The 15,774-nt window shown below is 70.7% G+C and carries 14 protein-coding genes and 1 pseudogene; 2 read left to right on the top strand and 13 right to left on the bottom strand.

Features of this window, described 5'->3' with window-relative positions; genetic code table 11:
• Nucleotides 1–75: 75 nt before the first annotated feature.
• The 13 genes from ACFXI3_RS04285 to ACFXI3_RS04225 form a co-directional block, all read right to left on the bottom strand.
• Nucleotides 76–642: a carboxymuconolactone decarboxylase family protein gene (locus ACFXI3_RS04285; protein ID WP_344284030.1), complete on the bottom strand. Its 567-nt coding sequence runs from the start codon at nucleotides 640–642 to the stop codon at nucleotides 76–78.
• Between the two features lie 63 nt (nucleotides 643–705).
• On the bottom strand, nucleotides 706–2,439 hold the full coding sequence (locus ACFXI3_RS04280; protein ID WP_378398079.1) for a glycosyl transferase: 1,734 nt from the start codon (nucleotides 2,437–2,439) through the stop codon (nucleotides 706–708).
• 92 nt (nucleotides 2,440–2,531) lie between these two features.
• On the bottom strand, nucleotides 2,532–3,605 hold the full coding sequence (locus ACFXI3_RS04275; protein WP_378397959.1) for a serpin family protein: 1,074 nt from the start codon (nucleotides 3,603–3,605) through the stop codon (nucleotides 2,532–2,534).
• A gap of 34 nt (nucleotides 3,606–3,639) precedes the next feature.
• A complete protein-coding gene (locus ACFXI3_RS04270) occupies nucleotides 3,640–4,938 on the bottom strand; it encodes a deoxyguanosinetriphosphate triphosphohydrolase (RefSeq protein ID WP_378397958.1) in 1,299 nt (432 codons plus the stop codon).
• Nucleotides 4,939–4,968: 30 nt separating this feature from the next.
• The gene (locus tag ACFXI3_RS04265; RefSeq protein ID WP_378397956.1) at nucleotides 4,969–5,616 is read right to left on the bottom strand and encodes a YdcF family protein; all 648 of its coding nucleotides are present in this window, start codon (nucleotides 5,614–5,616) and stop codon (nucleotides 4,969–4,971) included.
• A 269-nt stretch (nucleotides 5,617–5,885) separates the two neighbouring features.
• Entirely contained in the window at nucleotides 5,886–6,491 is a 606-nt protein-coding gene (locus tag ACFXI3_RS04260) for a response regulator transcription factor (protein WP_344284019.1), read from the bottom strand.
• Nucleotides 6,488–7,717 carry a sensor histidine kinase gene (locus ACFXI3_RS04255; RefSeq protein ID WP_378397954.1) on the bottom strand — a complete coding sequence of 410 codons (1,230 nt, stop codon included), beginning with the start codon at nucleotides 7,715–7,717 and terminating at the stop codon, nucleotides 6,488–6,490. Before ACFXI3_RS04255 ends, ACFXI3_RS04260 begins: the two co-directional genes overlap by 4 nt.
• A gap of 23 nt (nucleotides 7,718–7,740) precedes the next feature.
• Entirely contained in the window at nucleotides 7,741–8,481 is a 741-nt protein-coding gene (locus tag ACFXI3_RS04250) for an ABC transporter permease (protein WP_344284013.1), read from the bottom strand.
• Nucleotides 8,478–9,407 (bottom strand): ABC transporter ATP-binding protein, encoded by a 930-nt coding sequence (locus ACFXI3_RS04245; protein ID WP_378397952.1) that lies wholly within the window; start codon nucleotides 9,405–9,407, stop codon nucleotides 8,478–8,480. Before ACFXI3_RS04245 ends, ACFXI3_RS04250 begins: the two co-directional genes overlap by 4 nt.
• Nucleotides 9,408–9,557: 150 nt before the next feature.
• Nucleotides 9,558–10,946 carry a glycine--tRNA ligase gene (locus tag ACFXI3_RS04240; RefSeq protein ID WP_344284007.1) on the bottom strand — a complete coding sequence of 463 codons (1,389 nt, stop codon included), beginning with the start codon at nucleotides 10,944–10,946 and terminating at the stop codon, nucleotides 9,558–9,560.
• An 85-nt stretch (nucleotides 10,947–11,031) separates the two neighbouring features.
• On the bottom strand, nucleotides 11,032–11,691 hold the full coding sequence (locus ACFXI3_RS04235) for a class F sortase (protein WP_378397950.1): 660 nt from the start codon (nucleotides 11,689–11,691) through the stop codon (nucleotides 11,032–11,034).
• A gap of 194 nt (nucleotides 11,692–11,885) precedes the next feature.
• A complete protein-coding gene (locus ACFXI3_RS04230; RefSeq protein ID WP_378397948.1) occupies nucleotides 11,886–12,521 on the bottom strand; it encodes a class F sortase in 636 nt (211 codons plus the stop codon).
• 3 nt (nucleotides 12,522–12,524) lie between these two features.
• Nucleotides 12,525–13,634, bottom strand: coding sequence for a hypothetical protein (locus tag ACFXI3_RS04225; protein WP_378397946.1), 1,110 nt, complete (start codon nucleotides 13,632–13,634; stop codon nucleotides 12,525–12,527).
• Nucleotides 13,635–14,830: 1,196 nt separating this feature from the next.
• Here ACFXI3_RS04225 and ACFXI3_RS04220 point away from each other — a divergent pair.
• Together ACFXI3_RS04220 and ACFXI3_RS04215 are read left to right on the top strand one after the other, a co-directional pair.
• Nucleotides 14,831–15,109: pseudogene (locus ACFXI3_RS04220) on the top strand (ArsR/SmtB family transcription factor); the annotation flags it as partial.
• A gap of 2 nt (nucleotides 15,110–15,111) precedes the next feature.
• A complete protein-coding gene (locus tag ACFXI3_RS04215) occupies nucleotides 15,112–15,525 on the top strand; it encodes a Fur family transcriptional regulator (protein ID WP_344283995.1) in 414 nt (137 codons plus the stop codon).
• The last annotated feature ends 249 nt before the right edge of the window (nucleotides 15,526–15,774 follow it).

Raw genomic sequence — 15,774 nt, 5'->3', positions numbered from 1 at the left:
GCGGTGTCGTGGGTGTTGTGGCTACCTTTTGTCTATCCTTAGTCCCTCAAGGAGCCCTTCACGGACCTCCCGGGGTCACGGGATCGGGACTCGGCAGGCGTCGCCCGAGGTGAAGCCCTGGTCGACGATGCCGAGCGCGCTGTTCATCCGCGCCCGCGAGTTCTCCAGGCCGATCTGATAGGTCAGCTCGACCACGCCCTTCTCGCCGAATTCGGCCACCAGCTCGGCGATCTGCTCGTCGGTGACCGTGACGGCCGGGCCGGACATCGCGTCCGCGAGCGCGAGCGCCAGCCGCTCCTGGCGGGTGAACAGCGGCGACGTCGCGTACTCGTCGATGTGCTTGAGCCGGTCGATGTCGAGGCCGTCGTGCCGCTGCAGCATGGTGCCGAAGTCGACGCACCACGAGCAGCCGATCTGCGTCGCGACGCGGTACACGGCCAGTTCCCGCACATTGGCGGGCAGGTGCTTCGACGCTTTCTCCGCCATCAGTTCGTGCGCGATGCTGGTCCGCAGCAGCCCGCGGTGGTGCGCCACGACGGCCATCGGCTCCGGCACCGCGCCGTATCGCTTCCCGGCGATCCGGTAGAAGAGCTTCAGCACCGGGCCGCTGTCCGTGGCTCGTTTGACCGGGATACGAGGCATGTCGGGTCCTCCTTCTGAGTGGTTCGAGGGAGGAACGGGACAGCCGCGCGAGATGTGACAGCGTCAGCGGTGACCGGTGATCGGGCGCACATCCCAGACCCACACGCCGTCCACGTACTGCCCGGGTTTGCGCAGCAGAAGGTCGACGGTGGCGCGGTAGGCGTCGCTGTGCTCGCGCGGGATCAGCACGAGCACGCTGGCGTTCCAGTAGCGCAGGTCCTCGATCGCCTGGTTCCGGTCGGCGTCGGTGACCTCCTGCGCCTGTTTGGAGTCGCGGACCCGGTCGAACAGCGTCGAGGTCGGCCGCTGGTAGGAGCCGTAGCGGCCGCGTTTGTCGTCCGGGCCCTGCGGACCGACGAAGTAGCCCTCGGGCATCGCGTACTGCAGGCCGGCGTCCATCTGCCAGTGCAGCGGCTCCGACTCACCCGAGCTCGGCAGCGGCACCGGCACGACGGTCCCGCCGGGCGCGACGTACATCTGCCAGGTGCCGTCGGCGAAGAACGCGGGCGTCGGCGGGCGTTTCTGCACGAGCAGCTGGGTCGGCGCGATCGGCAGCAGCACGGCCGCGACCGCGCCGATCCAGATCAGCCGCACCGGCAGCTTCAGCTCGCCCTTTCCGGCCGCGGCGAACACGCGATCAGTCGCGATCGCGAGCAGCGCGCCGATCGCGGGCACGCACGCCATGGCCAGCCGCGATTCCAGCAGCGATTCGAACAACGGCAGGTCCGCCAGCAGCTTCCACGGACCGGGCACGCCGGTGTTCTCGTGCAGCACGGTGATCTCGGAGCCGAGCGAAAGCCAGGCCATCAGGAACATCGAGATCGCCAGCGACCGCGCCACGACCTCGCGCCACAGCCACGCCGTGATCACGACCATCAGCACGATCAGCGGCCAGCCGAAGAACGCGTTCTCCTCAGTGCGGTTCAGCGACACCGCGGCCGCCGCCTCCGGCTGCCCGGACACCGACTGCGTCGCGAACCGGGTCATCGCGGCGGTGTCGTTGCCGACCTGGCCGTGTTCCAGCCCGGTGTAGCTGTCCGGGCCGAAGAACTGCCACCACAACGGGAACGCGACGACCACCAGCGTCAGCACCACCGCGATGCCGCCGCCGAGCAGCACCGGCCGCACCATCGCCTTGATCTCGCGACGCCGCGAAGCGCAGTAGGAGACCGCGAAGATCAGGAAGCCGAGCGCGAAGATCAACAGCGGCTCTTCGCCGAGGAAAATCTGGTACGCGGTGAGCACACCGAGCCAGATCCCGTTGCGCACCGGGCGGTTGCCCTGCGCCAGCTGGATCACCTTGAGCGCGATGAACGGCAGCAGGAACCACGCGACGAAGTTCGGATGCGCGTTGGCGTGCGAGATCATCGGCGGCGCGAATCCGGCGAACGCGCCGCCGATCGCCGCGGACACCCGGTGCCGCACGAGATGCCGCGAGAACACCCAGTACCAGGCCGCCGCGCTGCCGGCGAGGCTGCCGGTGAGCGCGATCGCCCAGGTGGCCGTCGGGCCGAACACGAGCGTGATCGGGGTGAGCGGGATGCCCAGGCCCAGCATGGCCGTGTTGGCCATCATGTTCACGCCGAGCGGGTAGTTCTGCAGTCCGCTGGTGAGCGGGTTTTCCAGGTGCTGCACCGATTTCGCGGTGACCGCGAAGAACCATTCCCACAGGTTCTGGTCCGACGCGCTGTTCCACAGGTAGCCCTGGCCGAGGTCGGCCCACAGGCCGCCGAACAGCAGCACCGAGAACGCCAGGTACGCGCCGATGATCCCGGCGTCGGCCCAGGACCGGCGCATCTGCGGTTCGGCGGCGGTGACCGCGGTGGCGCCGGGTTCGCGAGGCGGTGCTTCGGGTTTCGCTTCGGGGTTTGCTTCGGGCCGGAACACGCTCACGCGGGGCGCACCACCCGGGCCAAGAAGTACACCGCGCCGGTTTCGGCGTGGCGCACCAGCAGCAGGAACGGCCGGTCGACCCGGACTTCGAGCGGGTCGCCGGAGATGAGCGACAGAGTGCGCATCTGGATCGCGGTGGCGGCGGCGCCTTCGAGGCCTTGTTCGTCCAGGCGCAGCACGGCCTGGTGCAGGATGCTGTCCACCCACAGCGGACGGTCCGGCGTGAGGCCGGTGAGGTCCGCGTCGTCGGTGAACAGCTCGCGGACGCCGAGGCCCTGCAACGCCCGTTCGAGGTCCGCGCGCGCGTCGAGGGAGATCTTGGGCAGTGAGAGCTGGATCTTCTGCTGCTTCGGGCTTTCCAGCAGCCCGCGCAACGCTTGCGTGTCTAGCTCTGCTTCGGCGCTGTCGAGGTCGCCGTCCGGCAGGAGGATCACCGTCTCGACGCCGCCCTCGGCCGTCAGCCGGACGACCTGCCAGCCGTTTTCGTGCGCGTAGCCGACGGATTCGTCCAAGTGCATCGTCGGCACCTGGCGTACGCCGTCGGGGGTGTGGAAGTCCTTGTCCGCGGTGGCGTGCTCCGGGAAGGGGTGCCGCCAGGCGGTTTTCAGGTAGAGCGCGTTGACCAGGCTGGCACGTGTGTCCGGATGGATCGCGCCTTCGGGCAGCAGCTCCGGGATCAGCCCGTGAGTGGTCTGGTCCACGTCGGCGTTGATCCGCTCGCGCGAGCCCTCGGGGTCGGTCGCGAACGGCGCGGTCTCGGCTTTGCCGCCGGGCCAGCGCACGAGCTCGGCCTGGAAGCTGTCCTCGACCGTGATCAGGTCCGAGGCCCAGAGCGTGTTCGCGACAGCCAGCTGGGCCTTGTCGCCCAGCTCGGCCGCGGCGTGGAGCAGCCCGCTTTGGTCACGGCCGAGCACGGCGGCCAGTTCTTCCGCGGTGCGTCCGCGCGCGGCCTGTTCGGCTAGACCGAGCGCGCTCGCCGCCGAGTAGGGCGAGAGGCACGCGTCGGTTCCCGGGGGCGCGGTCGCACCGTGCAACGCCAGGGTGAAGGTGAGGTGGCTGTCCAGGGCCATGCGGCGACCGTACCGGAACGGGTGGTTCCGCGGCTCACGGTTCGGCAGGCGGCGCCGTTCCGTGCCGTCCGGTGTGCCATCGATGCCATTCGTAGGCCTGCGCGTCGGTGAGCGACGCCACCTGGTCCACCACCACCCGCAACCGGGCCGCGTCGTCCGATGCCGCGTCCCACGCCGGCGCCAGGAGCGGGTCCAACGCCTCGGGCGCGCGCCGGCACAGCGCGGCCACCAGCTCGGTGATCAGCTCGCGCTGCCCGTCCTGCATCGCCAACCTGCGCCGGTCGCTCATCACGTACCGCAGCGCCAGCGCCTTGAGCAGCGCCACCTCCGCCCCGACCTGCTCCGGCACCGCGAGCCGCGCCGCGTACCGGGTGAGCGGGCCCTCGCCGTAGCCGGCCCGGGTGCCGGTGACCGCGGCCGAGGCGAACCGGCCGACGAGTTCGCTGGTGAGCCGTTTGAGCGCGACCTGGGCGCGCAGCGAACCGTCCGGCTCCGCGCGCACCAGCTCGGCGACCACCGGCAGGTCGAGCAGTTCCTTCGCCGCACCCTCCAAAGTGGACACCGACAGCGTGGAGAAATGCCGGGAAGCGGCCTCGGCGACCGCCGCGCGTTCCTCCGGATCGGCCAGCAGCCGCAACCGGATCCGCCCGGCCAGCACCCCGTCCTCGACGTCGTGCACCGAGTAGGCCACGTCGTCCGCCCAGTCCATGATCTGCGCTTCCAGGCACCGGCGAAGGCCCGGCGCGCCCTCGCGGATCCAGCCGAACACCGTCGTGTCGTCCGGGTACACGCCGTATTTCGGCTCTCCGGACCGGCGCGGCCACGGGTATTTCGTGGCGGCGTCGAGACACGCCCGGGTGAGGTTCAGCCCGGCCGTCGCGCCGTCCGGGCCGACCGCCTTGGGCTCCAGCCTCGTGAGGATGCGCAGCGTCTGCGCGTTGCCCTCGAACCCGCCGCACGCCTGCGCCGCCTGGTCGAGCGCGCGTTCGCCGTTGTGGCCGAACGGCGGGTGCCCGATGTCGTGCGCCAGCCCCGCGGTGTCGACCAGATCCGGGTCCGCGCCCAGTTCCTCGGCGATGCCGCGGCCGATCTGCGCGACCTCCAGCGAATGCGTGAGCCGGGTCCGCGGCGCGCCGCTGACCTCCGCGCCCTCGCCAGGGCCGACCACCTGGGTTTTGCCCGCCAGCCTGCGCAGCGCGGCGGAATGCAGCACCCGCGCGCGGTCGCGGGCGAACGCGCTGCGCCCGTCCGGCCGCGCGCCGGACAGCGCCGCGCCCTTGGGTTCCTCGGCCAGCACGCGGGCGCGGTCGTGCTCGCGGTAGCCGTCACTCACCCCGTCAGCTTAGGCGCGGGGACCGACAATTCAGCCCATCGTCGTGCCGAACAGGTCGTCCGCGGGCGACTTGGTCAGCTCGTAGAACAGCAGCGCGCCGGTTTCGCGGAAGATGTAGCGGACCTGCGTCGACCGCTCCTGCACGATCGGCCCGCTGTGCGTCGGCGCGGTCCAGGCCTCCAGGCCGAGGTCCTCGGACATCGTCCGCGACCGGTAGGAATGCCACGGATCGCTGACCAGCACCACCGAACGCCAGCCGTGCGCCTTCACCTGATCGGCTACCGCGCGGAGGCTGCGCAAGGTGTCATTGCCCTCGCCGACCGGCAACGTCGCGGCTTGCGGCACGCCGTGTTTGGTCAGCCACCGCGCACCCGCCGTCGCCTCGGTGAAGTTGTCGCGGGTCTTCTTGCCGCCAGCGGTGATGACTGTCTTCGAGACGCCCTCGGCGTACAGCTGACGCGCCTTCTCCAGCCGTGCGGTGAAGATTTCGGAAGGCTTGCCGTTGTACTGCGCGGCACCCAGCACGACGATCGCGTCCGCCGGCGTCCGGTCGTTCTCGCGCGCGACCTGCCACACGCGGAACGCGGTGCCGCCGACGACCGCGACGAGGGCCAGCACCGCACCGAAAACGATGCGGCGCACCCAGTTTCCCGCGGTGGGACCAGTCCACGCATCCATGGCGGACATCCTCGCAGAACCGCTCCCGGGTGCCGGGAAGGCGCCCCGATGCCACTCTGAGTGGGTCCCGAGACCGCGCGGTTCTGGGTGCATCTCCTACGCCCGTCACGCCTTCGACGCGTTCGCGCGCCAATGCGGCCTTTGGCGTGTCCAACGCACTCGACGCGGCGCTGGGGCGTTCCTGGGGCGTTTACGGCACTCAGCGCGGCTTTCGGCGCGGCCGCACACCCCATGCCGCACCGAGGTTCTCGCCGGGAAACCGCGCGCCCCTAAAGCCAGCCGCGTTCCTCCGACAACCGCACCGCCTCCGCCCGGGTGCGCGCGCCCGTCTTCCCGATCGCCGACGACAGATGGTTGCGCACCGTTCCGTCGGACAGGAAAAGGGACTTCGCGATATCCGCCACCGTACTTCCGTCCTTCGCCGCGCTGAGCACGTCGCGTTCCCGGGCAGTCAGCGGACTCGTCCCGGTGGCGAGCGATTCCGCGGCCAGCGCCGGGTCGACCACTCGCAGTCCACTGTGGACTCGACGCACCGCCTCGACGAGCTGTTCCGGCGGCGCGTCCTTCACCACGAACCCGGCCGCGCCCGCCGCCATCGCCCGGGCCAGGTAGCCGGGGCGGCCGAACGTCGTGCAGATGATCACCCGGCACGCCGGCAGCGCGGTTTTCAGCTCGGCCGCCGCGGTGAGGCCGTCCATGCCGGGCATCTGCACGTCGAGCAGCGCGACGTCCGGCGCCGTTTCCTTCGCCGCGGCCACCACCTCGTCGCCGTTGCCGACCTGGCCCACGACCTCGATGTCGGCTTCCAGGCCGAGCACGGTGGCCAGCGCCCCGCGCACCATCGCCTGGTCGTCGGCCAGCAGCACCCGGATCACGCCAGTCCTCCAGCGGGTTCGGCCCGCACCGCGACGGCGGATCCGTCCGGGCTCGGCTCCGGGACCTCGGCCCGGACGACCCATCCTCCCCCCGGCCGCACCCGCGTCGTCACCGTGCCCCCGATCGCGGCCAGCCGTTCGGACAATCCCCGCAACCCGTTGCCCGGCGTGACCTCCCCCGTGGCGCAGCCGTTGTCCTCGATCTCCATCCAGTCGCTGCCCAGCCGCACCTTCACCGACTTCGCGCCGGAATGCCGCAGCACGTTGGTGATCGCCTCGCGCAGCACGTACCCGAACGTGCTGTGCAACTCCGCGCGCACGTTGTCCACCGCGTGCGGCAGCTCGGCGTCGATCTCCGCCGCGCGCAACGCCGCCCGCGCCCCGGCGATCTCCGCGGCCAGCGACACCTCCCGGTACTCCGTCACCGTCGCGCGCACATCCGACAGCGCCGAACGGCTCAGCCCCTCGACCTCGCGGATCTCCTGCATCGCCCGGCCGATGTCGCCGGAGCTTTCCAATACCCTTCGCGCCAGCCCGGACTTCACCGTGATCGTGGTGAGACTGTGCCCGAGCAGATCGTGCAGATCCCGGGCGACCCGCTCGCGTTCGCTGGCGACCGCGAGCGTCGCGATTTCCTTGTTCGCCAGCTCCAGCCGCCGGATCGCCCGGATCAGGTTGGACATGAAGAACATCGCCGACGTGACCGAGACGACCGTGATCACGTCGGAGACGTGCTCGGACAGATCCCCGCGCAGCCACAGGACCAGCACCAGCAGGCCCATCGCCGTTCCGTTGAAGATCACCGACCACGCGGCCGGGAACAGGAAGGCAAGCGTGGCGGTGGCATAGAGCAGGACGTACGGGTTGGCGTCGGTGGCGAGCGCACACGCCAGGCCCAGCACCAGCATGACCCCGCCGAACCAGAGCTTCACCCGCCGGGACTTGCCGAAGACGGCGGGGAACACCGCGTAGCAGGCACCGTAGGAGTAGACCAGCACGCCGAGCAGGATCCGGACCCACAGCGGCCCGGAGTCCACGACCAGTCCGCGGGTCGCCGGGATCAGGAAGGGCAGCAGGAACGCCGCCGAGAAGATCGCCCAGCCCGGCTTGGTCGGCCCGCGCCGCCCTTCCGGCAGCGGGTCGTCCCACCACGCTGCCTTGTCGTTGAGCGCGTACCGGCGCGGGGCCGGCGCCCCAGTCGCCGCCTCTCGGCCCAGTGGCCACACGTTCCTGTCCCCTCCCCGCCCGGTCAAACCCGAGCGCTGTCCTTACGGTATCGCCTGACCACGACAATCCCGAGCGCCAGCGTCCACGCGCCCAGCACGCCGATCGCCGTCGGCAAGCTCACGAGCAGCTGATTCGTCACTGCGGGCCGGGCCAGTCCGAGGACCCAGTAGGTCGGCATGATCTGCGCGACGTCGTGCATCCAGGACGGCATGCCCTCCAGCGGGATCCAGAGCCCGCCGAGGAAACCCATGCCGAGGGTGACGATCATGCTGATCGGCTGCATCGACTCCGGCGTGCCGAACTGGCCCAGCAGCAGTCCGAGCAGCACCAGCGGGATGGTGCCGAGGAAAACGCCGAGGAAGACGCGCAGCCAGCCCGCCGGGTCGAGGTGCACGCCCTGGGAGAAGGCCGCGATGGCCGGGACCAGGATCAGCGCGGGCAGCCCGGCGAGCATCCCGGAAAGCGCTTTGCCGCCGAGGTAGCCCGCGCCCGACAGCGGGGTCAGCCGCAGCTGCCGCTGCCAGCCGCCCGCCCGCTCGATCGCGAGCCGGGCGCCGTTCGTGGTGGCCGCGGCGAAGGTGCCGAACGTCATCATGTTGACCATGATCACGCCCGCGACCGCGACGTGGTCCGGCGCGGATTTGTCGGTGAACACCGTGGCCTGCAACAGGAACATGATGACCGGGAAGGCCACGACGAAGATCAGGAACCGCGGCGAGCGGAACAGCCTGCGGGTTTCGACGACCAGGTAGGCGGGGTTCATCGGACTGCTTCTTCCGTTTCGTCGGAGGTCAGGGAAAGGAACGCGCCTTCGAGGCCGACCGCGCCGATCTCGATGTCGTGCACGGCCGGGACGGCGGCGAGCAGCGCGCGCAAGGTGGTGTCGGAGTCCGAACTGGACAGTGCGACGCGTTCGCCGCGCAGTTCGAAGGACGTGACCGCGGGCAGCGTCGAAACGAGCTGGTCGCTGACCCCGGCCGGAAGCACCGCGCGAATGGTGCGGCCGCCGGCCAGCGCGCGGACCTCCGCGACAGACCCGTCGGCGACGACCTCCCCGGCCCGCATCAGCACCACCCGGTCGGCGAATTCTTCCGCCTCTTCGAGGTAATGGGTCGCGAAGAGCACGGTGCGGCCGGTATCAGTGAAGGAGTACATCGACTTCCAGAACTCGCGCCTGCTGCCGACGTCCATCGCCGCGGTCGGCTCGTCGAGCACGAGCAGATCGGGATCGGACACCAGCGCGACCGCGAACCGCACGCGCTGCTTCTGCCCGCCGGAAAGCTTGTTGGCCCGCCGGTCGGCGATGTCCTCGACGCCGGCGCTGCGCAGCGCGTCGCGCACCGGCATCGGACGGCGGTGCAGTTTCGCGACGAGACCGACGGTTTCGCGCACGGTCAGGTCGTCCAGCAGCGTGCCGCCCTGCAGCATCGCGCCGATCATCCCGGTGCGCACCGCGTCGGCGGGCGTCTGGCCGAATACCGAAACAGTGCCCTCGTCGGGTTTGGTGAGCCCCAGAATCATGTCGACGGTGGTCGATTTGCCCGCCCCGTTGGGTCCGAGCAGCGCCACCACTTCCCCCGGCGCGATGGTCAGGTCGACGTGCTTGACCGCGCGCACGTCACCGTAGCGCTTCTCGATCCCGCCCAGCCGGATCGCCGCCCCCGCCGCGATTGCCTGTGTGTTGTCCATGGCTTGAAGCGTGCCGCGCCGAGGCGGCTGGTACGCAGGCCGAGCGTCACGACCCGACCGTGACAAGTGTCAGGGGTGGCGGGGGTGAAATGCCGGACGGCCCTCCCCCGTTGTGCGGGAAAGGGCCGTCCGGAAGGGTTTTCGCGTCGGTCAGCAGCCGAGCAGACGACCGGCCAGGTACGACTCGACCTGGTCGATCGAGATGCGCTCCTGGCTCATGCTGTCGCGCTCGCGCACCGTCACCGCGTTGTCCTCGAGGGTGTCGAAGTCGACCGTGACGCAGTACGGCGTGCCGATCTCGTCCTGGCGGCGGTACCGGCGGCCGATCGCCTGGGCGTCGTCGAAGTCGACGTTCCAGTGCTTGCGCAGCCGCGCGGCCAGGTCGCGCGCCTTCGGCGACAGGTCGGCGTTGCGCGACAGCGGCAGCACCGCGGCTTTGAACGGCGCGAGCCGCGGGTCGAGGTGCAGCACGGTGCGCTTGTCGGTGCCGCCCTTGGCGTTCGGCACCTCTTCCTCGTCGTACGCGTCGACCAGGAACGCCATCATCGAACGGCCTACACCCGCGGCGGGCTCGATCACGAACGGCCGGTAGCGCTGGCCCGAAGCCTGGTCGAAGAACGACAGGTCCACGCCCGAGTGGTTCGAGTGCGTGGTCAGGTCGAAGTCGGTGCGGTTGGCGATGCCTTCCAGCTCGCCCCACTCCTGGCCCGCGTTGAACGCGAACCGGTACTCGATGTCGACGGTGCGCTTCGCGTAGTGCGAGAGCTTTTCCTTCGGGTGCTCGAAGTGGCGCAGGTTCTCGGCCTTGATGCCGAGGTCCTTGTACCAGTCGGTGCGCGCGTCGATCCAGTACTGGTGCCACTGCTCGTCGTCGCCCGGCTCGACGAAGAACTCCATCTCCATCTGCTCGAACTCGCGGGTGCGGAAGATGAAGTTGCCCGGCGTGATCTCGTTGCGGAAGGACTTGCCGATCTGGCCGATGCCGAACGGCGGCTTCTTGCGCGAGGCCTTCTGCACGTTGAGGAAGTTCACGAAGATGCCCTGCGCGGTCTCCGGCCGGAGATAGTGCAGGCCTTCCTCGGACTCGACCGGGCCGAGGTGCGTCTTCAGCATCATGTTGAAGTCGCGCGGCTCGGTGTACTTGCCGCGGGTGCCGCAGTTCGGGCACGGCACCTCGGACAGGTCGTCCTCGGTGGTCGCCTTGCCGGTGCGCGCCTCGAAGTCCTCGGCGAGCTGGTCGGCGCGGAACCGCTTGTGGCACGAAAGGCATTCGATCAGCGGGTCGGTGAACACGTTCACGTGGCCCGAGGCGACCCAGACCTGGCGCGGCAGGATCACCGACGAGTCGATGCCGACGACGTCTTCGCGGCTCTGCACGACGGTCTTCCACCACTGGCGCTTGATGTTGTCCTTCAGCTCAACGCCGAGCGGCCCGTAGTCCCACGCCGACTTGGTGCCGCCGTAGATGTCTCCCGACGGGAAGACGAAGCCACGGTGCTTGCACAGGCTGACGACGGTTTCGATTTTGTTGGCGGGCACTCCACGCTCCGGACGCATGCGGGGACAGTTATCGGAAGGTCCAGCGTATCCGGCCGGTCCCCGGAGCCTCCGCGCAGGTCGGAGGTCACGAACGGGTGACCGGGGAGGCCGTCACGACCCGGTTGTCGTCGTAGCCCTCCTGGCCGCCGACGTAGTCGCCGCCGCACGTGACGAGCACCAGCCGGTGCGGGCCGTCGGGGTCGAAGAGTTTCGCGGATTCCGCGGCGAGGTCCGATTTGTGGATCGTGCGCGCCTCGTCGATCTTGTACTCCCACTGCTTGCCCGCGGTGTCGGTGACGGTGACGACCTGGCCCGCCTTCATCTTCCAGAGCTCCTGGAACGGCCCCGACTTGCCTGCCCAGTTGACGTGCCCGGACAGCAGCGTGACGCCACGGGCGGCCCCGAGGCCGGATCCCCACCAGGCCGCTTCGGCGAGGCTCTTCGGGATCGGCAGCGCGCCGTCGGCGCCGACTTCCTCGGCAATCAGCTTCGCCTGACCGCCGCCGGGCAGCTTGACGGTGCCGGGGGTCTGCCCTGGGTCCGGCTGGGTGTTTCCGGCCTGGCTGTTTCCGGACTCGCCGGTGCCGGCCTGTGCGGTGCCGGTCTGCTGCGGCGGCTGCGCCACGTTGTCGTTGCCGGTGAAGAAGATCAGCACCGCGGCGATGACGGCTGCCACGACTACGACGGCCGCTGCGACGATCAGTGCGCCGCGTTTGCGTGCTGGTTGGGCCTGTGTCCCCTGCATCGTGCTCCCTGGTCTGGAGGTTTCTCCGGGGAGACATGCGGTGGGGCGGCGAAGGGGTTGCACGGATTTTCGCCGCGGTGGCGGGCTCTTTCGCGGCCTTGGTGCTCGCGTTTTCGGATGAGGGGACCCGTCACGCGGCCGGTGTCCAAAGCTCAACGAGCCGTTCCAGCCCTGAATGGCGCGAGCCGACCGGCTCAGTCCGGACGGGAGACCAGGTCCGCCGTGACGATCCGGTTCTCGTCGTAGCCCTCGGTGCCGCCGACGTAGTCGCCGCCGCAGGTGACCAGGACCAGGCGGTGCGGGCCGGTCTGGGCGAACCAGCCGGGGGCCTGCGCAGGCAACTGTTCCTTCGGGATCGTGGTCGCGCCGGTGACGCGGTAGAGCCAGCGGCCTCCGGAGGCGTCGACGATGCTGACGTTGTCGCCGGTGTGGACGCGCCAGAGGTCGTCGAAGGGTCCCTTCGCGCCGGCCCAGTTGACGTGTCCGGACAGCACCGCCGCGCCCTGGGCCGCACCGAGGCGGGCACCCCACCACGCGGCGTCGCTGAGGCCGCGCGGGATCGGCAGGATGCCTTTCTGGGTGATCTCGGTGCGCTTCAGCCGGGCCTCGGAGCCGTCGGGCAGCCGGATGCTGCCGGGGCGCTGCAGGCCGATCGCCTGACCGTCCGAGGGCAGTTCGGCGGGCGCGCCGTCCTCGCCCGGCAGAGAGCCGGGCGGCGGGTCGGCGACGGCCGTGGTCGGGGCGGGCACCCAGGTCAGGACGATCACGCCGGCCGCGATCGCCAGGACGGCGATCACCGCCGACACGACCGTCAGCACGGTGCGCGGCATGGTCTATTCGCCGCGGGAACGGACGACCCGCGCCGCGCGGCGCCGGCCGAGCACGATCGCGACCGCGCCGAAGAGCAGGCCGCCGCCGAGCAGGCCGAAGCCGAGCGGCAGGCGCAGGTCGTCGGACGGCGCGGCGGCCTGGGCGCCGAGATAGCCTGCCGGGACCTCGGTGGGCACCGACGGCTGCTGCACCGTGCCCCCGCTGCCCGAGCCGTTGCCGGCCGCGGCGACGAAGTTCTTCGGGATCGAGCAGCTGACGCCGCCGAGCACCATGGTGGTCTGCACGTCGCTCAGCTTGGTGTCCTTGGCGTCGCGCGCGTGCGTGGTGATCTCGACGCGCCAGCCCGCCTGCGCGGTGACGTCGCCGGAGCGCCAGCCGTCCTGCTTGATCAGCTGGTCGAACGCGGAAACGCGGGACACGACGACGTCGGAGACGGTCTTGCCGGGGTCGCTCTGCGGCACGCTCGTGGGCGAGCCCATCTTGAGGCCGGTGACGCTGAGCGTCCCGTTGGCGGGCATCGCGACCTGCTTCAGCGCGTCGTCCTCGCCGCGCACCCAGACGCGGGCGGCCGTGGTGGAGCCGGTGGCCTTGCCGGGGCCGGAGCAGTCGACCGAACTGCGCGCGCCCTCGAGGACCAGCATCGTGTTGTCGAGCGACTTGAGCTTCTTGCGGCCGAGATCGCGCAGCGCGTAGTTCGTCTCCGCGACGGCGGTGGGCACGTGGGTGGTCTGCAGCGCGGCGACGACCTGGTGGTCGCGGCTCGCGATGCCGGCCGGGTACGGGCTGGTCGAGCTGTCGCCGTACTTGCCGAGGTCGATCTCGTAGTTCGGGCCGAAGCTGGAGCGCTCGCCCGCGTCCTTCGGCACCGCCACGCGGTCCGTGCCGAGCTGAGACTGGCCCGGAGTGAGCGGGGACCGCTGGGTCTCGGTGATCAGCGCGCCGCCGTGCTGCGGGTCGCCGCCGAGCCGGACGGACGCCACGTTGGCGAACGACACCGGCCCGGTCTTCTCGTCGACGGCCTGCCCGGCCGGAGTCTGCGCCGCGGCGGCCGGAGCCAGGACGGGAAGTGCCACCAGGGCCGCCACCGCGGCCTTCGTCACGAAACGAGTCATGTCTCCCCACTGCCCTCCGGCAACCCCGAGCGATCCGCCACTGTACGAGACGCGACGAAACGCCCCCGCGACAACCTTGCACCGTCCGCCACGACTTGCGAAGCCGACAAGCCAAATCTTCCCGAACTCACCCGATCGGGTCACGCGGAAGGCTAGTCCCCTCGCGACCCGGCGATCACCGAGCCCGGAGAAGGGAACACTACGATGGCGGCGACGGTTATCGGCAATGACATCCGGCTTCGGAAACGCCGCCCCGGCCAGGCCACGGTTCGCGCCGTCGCCGCGCGTCGGGAACGGCGGGCGAGGCGGGCGGCGGGACGCGAGTGGAGGCAGCGATGAAGTCGGCACCTTCGAGCGCCCTGTCCGACGGCCTGGGGACTGGATCTCCGGGCGTGGGGGCGGCTGGTTCGGCTGGGGTGGGCTCGGCTGGGGTGGGCTCAGTCGAGGCAGGCTCAGCCGACTCGGCTGGCGCGGCCTCAGCCGGCGCGAGTTCGGCCGGGGCGGGCTCGTCGGGTTCGACTGGGGCAGGCTCGGCCGATTCGGCTAGCGCGGCCTCGGCTGGCACGGCCTCGGCTGCGGCGAGTTCGGCTGGGACGGGCTCGTCGGGTCCGGCTGAGGCGGGCTCGGCCCGCGCAGGCTTGGCCGATTCGGCTGAGGCAGGCTCGTCAGGTTCGGTCGGGACAGGCTCAGCGGATTCGGCTGGCAAGGGCCCGGCTGCGACAGGCTCAGTCGAGGCGCGCTCAACGGGCGCGAGTTCGGCCAGGGCTGGCTCGGCGGGCTCGAATAGCGCAGGTTCGAACGGAGCGGGCTCGACCGCGTCGGCTAAGGCCGGGACTTCTGGACCGGCCGGGCAGCACGCGGGCCTGGCAGAGGCAGCCGCCGCGAGTTCAGCGGCGGCAGCCAGCGGCGGTGGCGCGACCCGGGCGGACCGCGCAGATGCGGGCGAGGCAACCACAGCACATCTGGCCGCCGACGAGGCTTCTGCGGAGCACGCGGGCACGGACGCCGCAAGCTCGGCCACTGCCGGGCGAGCCCCTTCGGAACGTGCGGACGAGCCTGTCGGCGGAGGGCAGGCGGAGCCGACTGCGGACCCGCCGCATCCCGTCGATGCGGGCGGAGCGGATGGCGTCCACGCGGGCGGTGCGGACGGCTCAGTCGGCCGGTCCCCCGGTTCCGGACCGGCGGTTCTTCCCTCGGGCGTGCTCGCCGACGCGGGCGAATTGCTCCGGGCGCTCGCCGCTCCAGTGCGGATCGCTATCGTGCTGCAGTTGCGGGAGGCGAACCGGTGCGTGCACGAACTCGTGGACGAACTCGACGTCGCCCAGCCGTTGATCAGCCAGCACCTGCGCGTCCTCAAGACGGCGGGCGTGGTGCAGGGCGAGCGGCGCGGTCGCGAGGTCGTCTACCGGCTGGTGGACGATCACCTGGCGCACATCGTCGTCGACGCGGTCGCCCACGTGCAGGAAGGGAAGTGACGATGTCCTCGGTCCCCAAGCCGGTCCCGGTGCCCGGCCGGCGTTCCACGAAGCAGCGTGCGGCGGTGGTCGACCTGCTCAGCACCGTCGACGACTTCCGTTCGGCCCAGGAACTGCACGACGAACTCCGCAAACGCGGCGACGGCATCGGCCTGACCACCGTCTACCGCACGCTGCAGTCGCTCTCCGAGGCGGGCGAGATCGACGTGCTGCGCACCGACTCCGGCGAGGCGATCTACCGCCGGTGCTCGTCGCACCACCACCATCACCTCGTCTGCCGCGTGTGCGGGCGCACGGTGGAGGTCGAGGGTCCTGCGGTGGAACGCTGGGCGGAGAAAATCGCGGCGGACCACGGGTTCACCGAGATCAGCCACACCGTGGAGATCACCGGCACCTGCGCTGAGCACTCGAGCTGACTGCGGCCGGGTCGTGGCCCGCGGCTGCACCTGGCCGGGACGCTACGGCTCGGCGAACACGCCTGCTGCCGACTATGGCGGCGAACTGCACCGCAGCGGTCCGGAACTCGCACGGTGATCGAGTACGCGAGCGGGTCCCCTGGACAGCGAGCTCAGTGTCCGGGACGCTCCCGGATTGCCGACTGGTTGGCGAGCCGGTCCCTTCGGCCTAGCAGTGCTGCCGCATCTGGCCGCTGGGCAGCAGAGCCG

Source organism: Amycolatopsis sp. NPDC059235 (genome assembly GCF_042754125.1).
Lineage (GTDB): Bacteria > Actinomycetota > Actinomycetes > Mycobacteriales > Pseudonocardiaceae > Amycolatopsis > Amycolatopsis albidoflava.
This window is presented reverse-complemented; position numbering and strand designations above follow the sequence as displayed.

Coding starts and splice junctions, on each gene's coding strand:
- ACFXI3_RS04285 (WP_344284030.1), bottom strand. CDS start 642: ATGCCTCGTATCCCGGTCAAACGAGCCACGGACAGCGGCCCGGTGCTG.
- ACFXI3_RS04280 (WP_378398079.1), bottom strand. CDS start 2,439: ATGCGCCGGTCCTGGGCCGACGCCGGGATCATCGGCGCGTACCTGGCG.
- ACFXI3_RS04275 (WP_378397959.1), bottom strand. CDS start 3,605: ATGGCCCTGGACAGCCACCTCACCTTCACCCTGGCGTTGCACGGTGCG.
- ACFXI3_RS04265 (WP_378397956.1), bottom strand. CDS start 5,616: ATGGATGCGTGGACTGGTCCCACCGCGGGAAACTGGGTGCGCCGCATC.
- ACFXI3_RS04250 (WP_344284013.1), bottom strand. CDS start 8,481: ATGAACCCCGCCTACCTGGTCGTCGAAACCCGCAGGCTGTTCCGCTCG.
- ACFXI3_RS04245 (WP_378397952.1), bottom strand. CDS start 9,407: ATGGACAACACACAGGCAATCGCGGCGGGGGCGGCGATCCGGCTGGGC.
- ACFXI3_RS04235 (WP_378397950.1), bottom strand. CDS start 11,691: ATGCAGGGGACACAGGCCCAACCAGCACGCAAACGCGGCGCACTGATC.
- ACFXI3_RS04230 (WP_378397948.1), bottom strand. CDS start 12,521: ATGCCGCGCACCGTGCTGACGGTCGTGTCGGCGGTGATCGCCGTCCTG.
- ACFXI3_RS04225 (WP_378397946.1), bottom strand. CDS start 13,634: ATGACTCGTTTCGTGACGAAGGCCGCGGTGGCGGCCCTGGTGGCACTT.
- ACFXI3_RS04215 (WP_344283995.1), top strand. CDS start 15,112: ATGTCCTCGGTCCCCAAGCCGGTCCCGGTGCCCGGCCGGCGTTCCACG.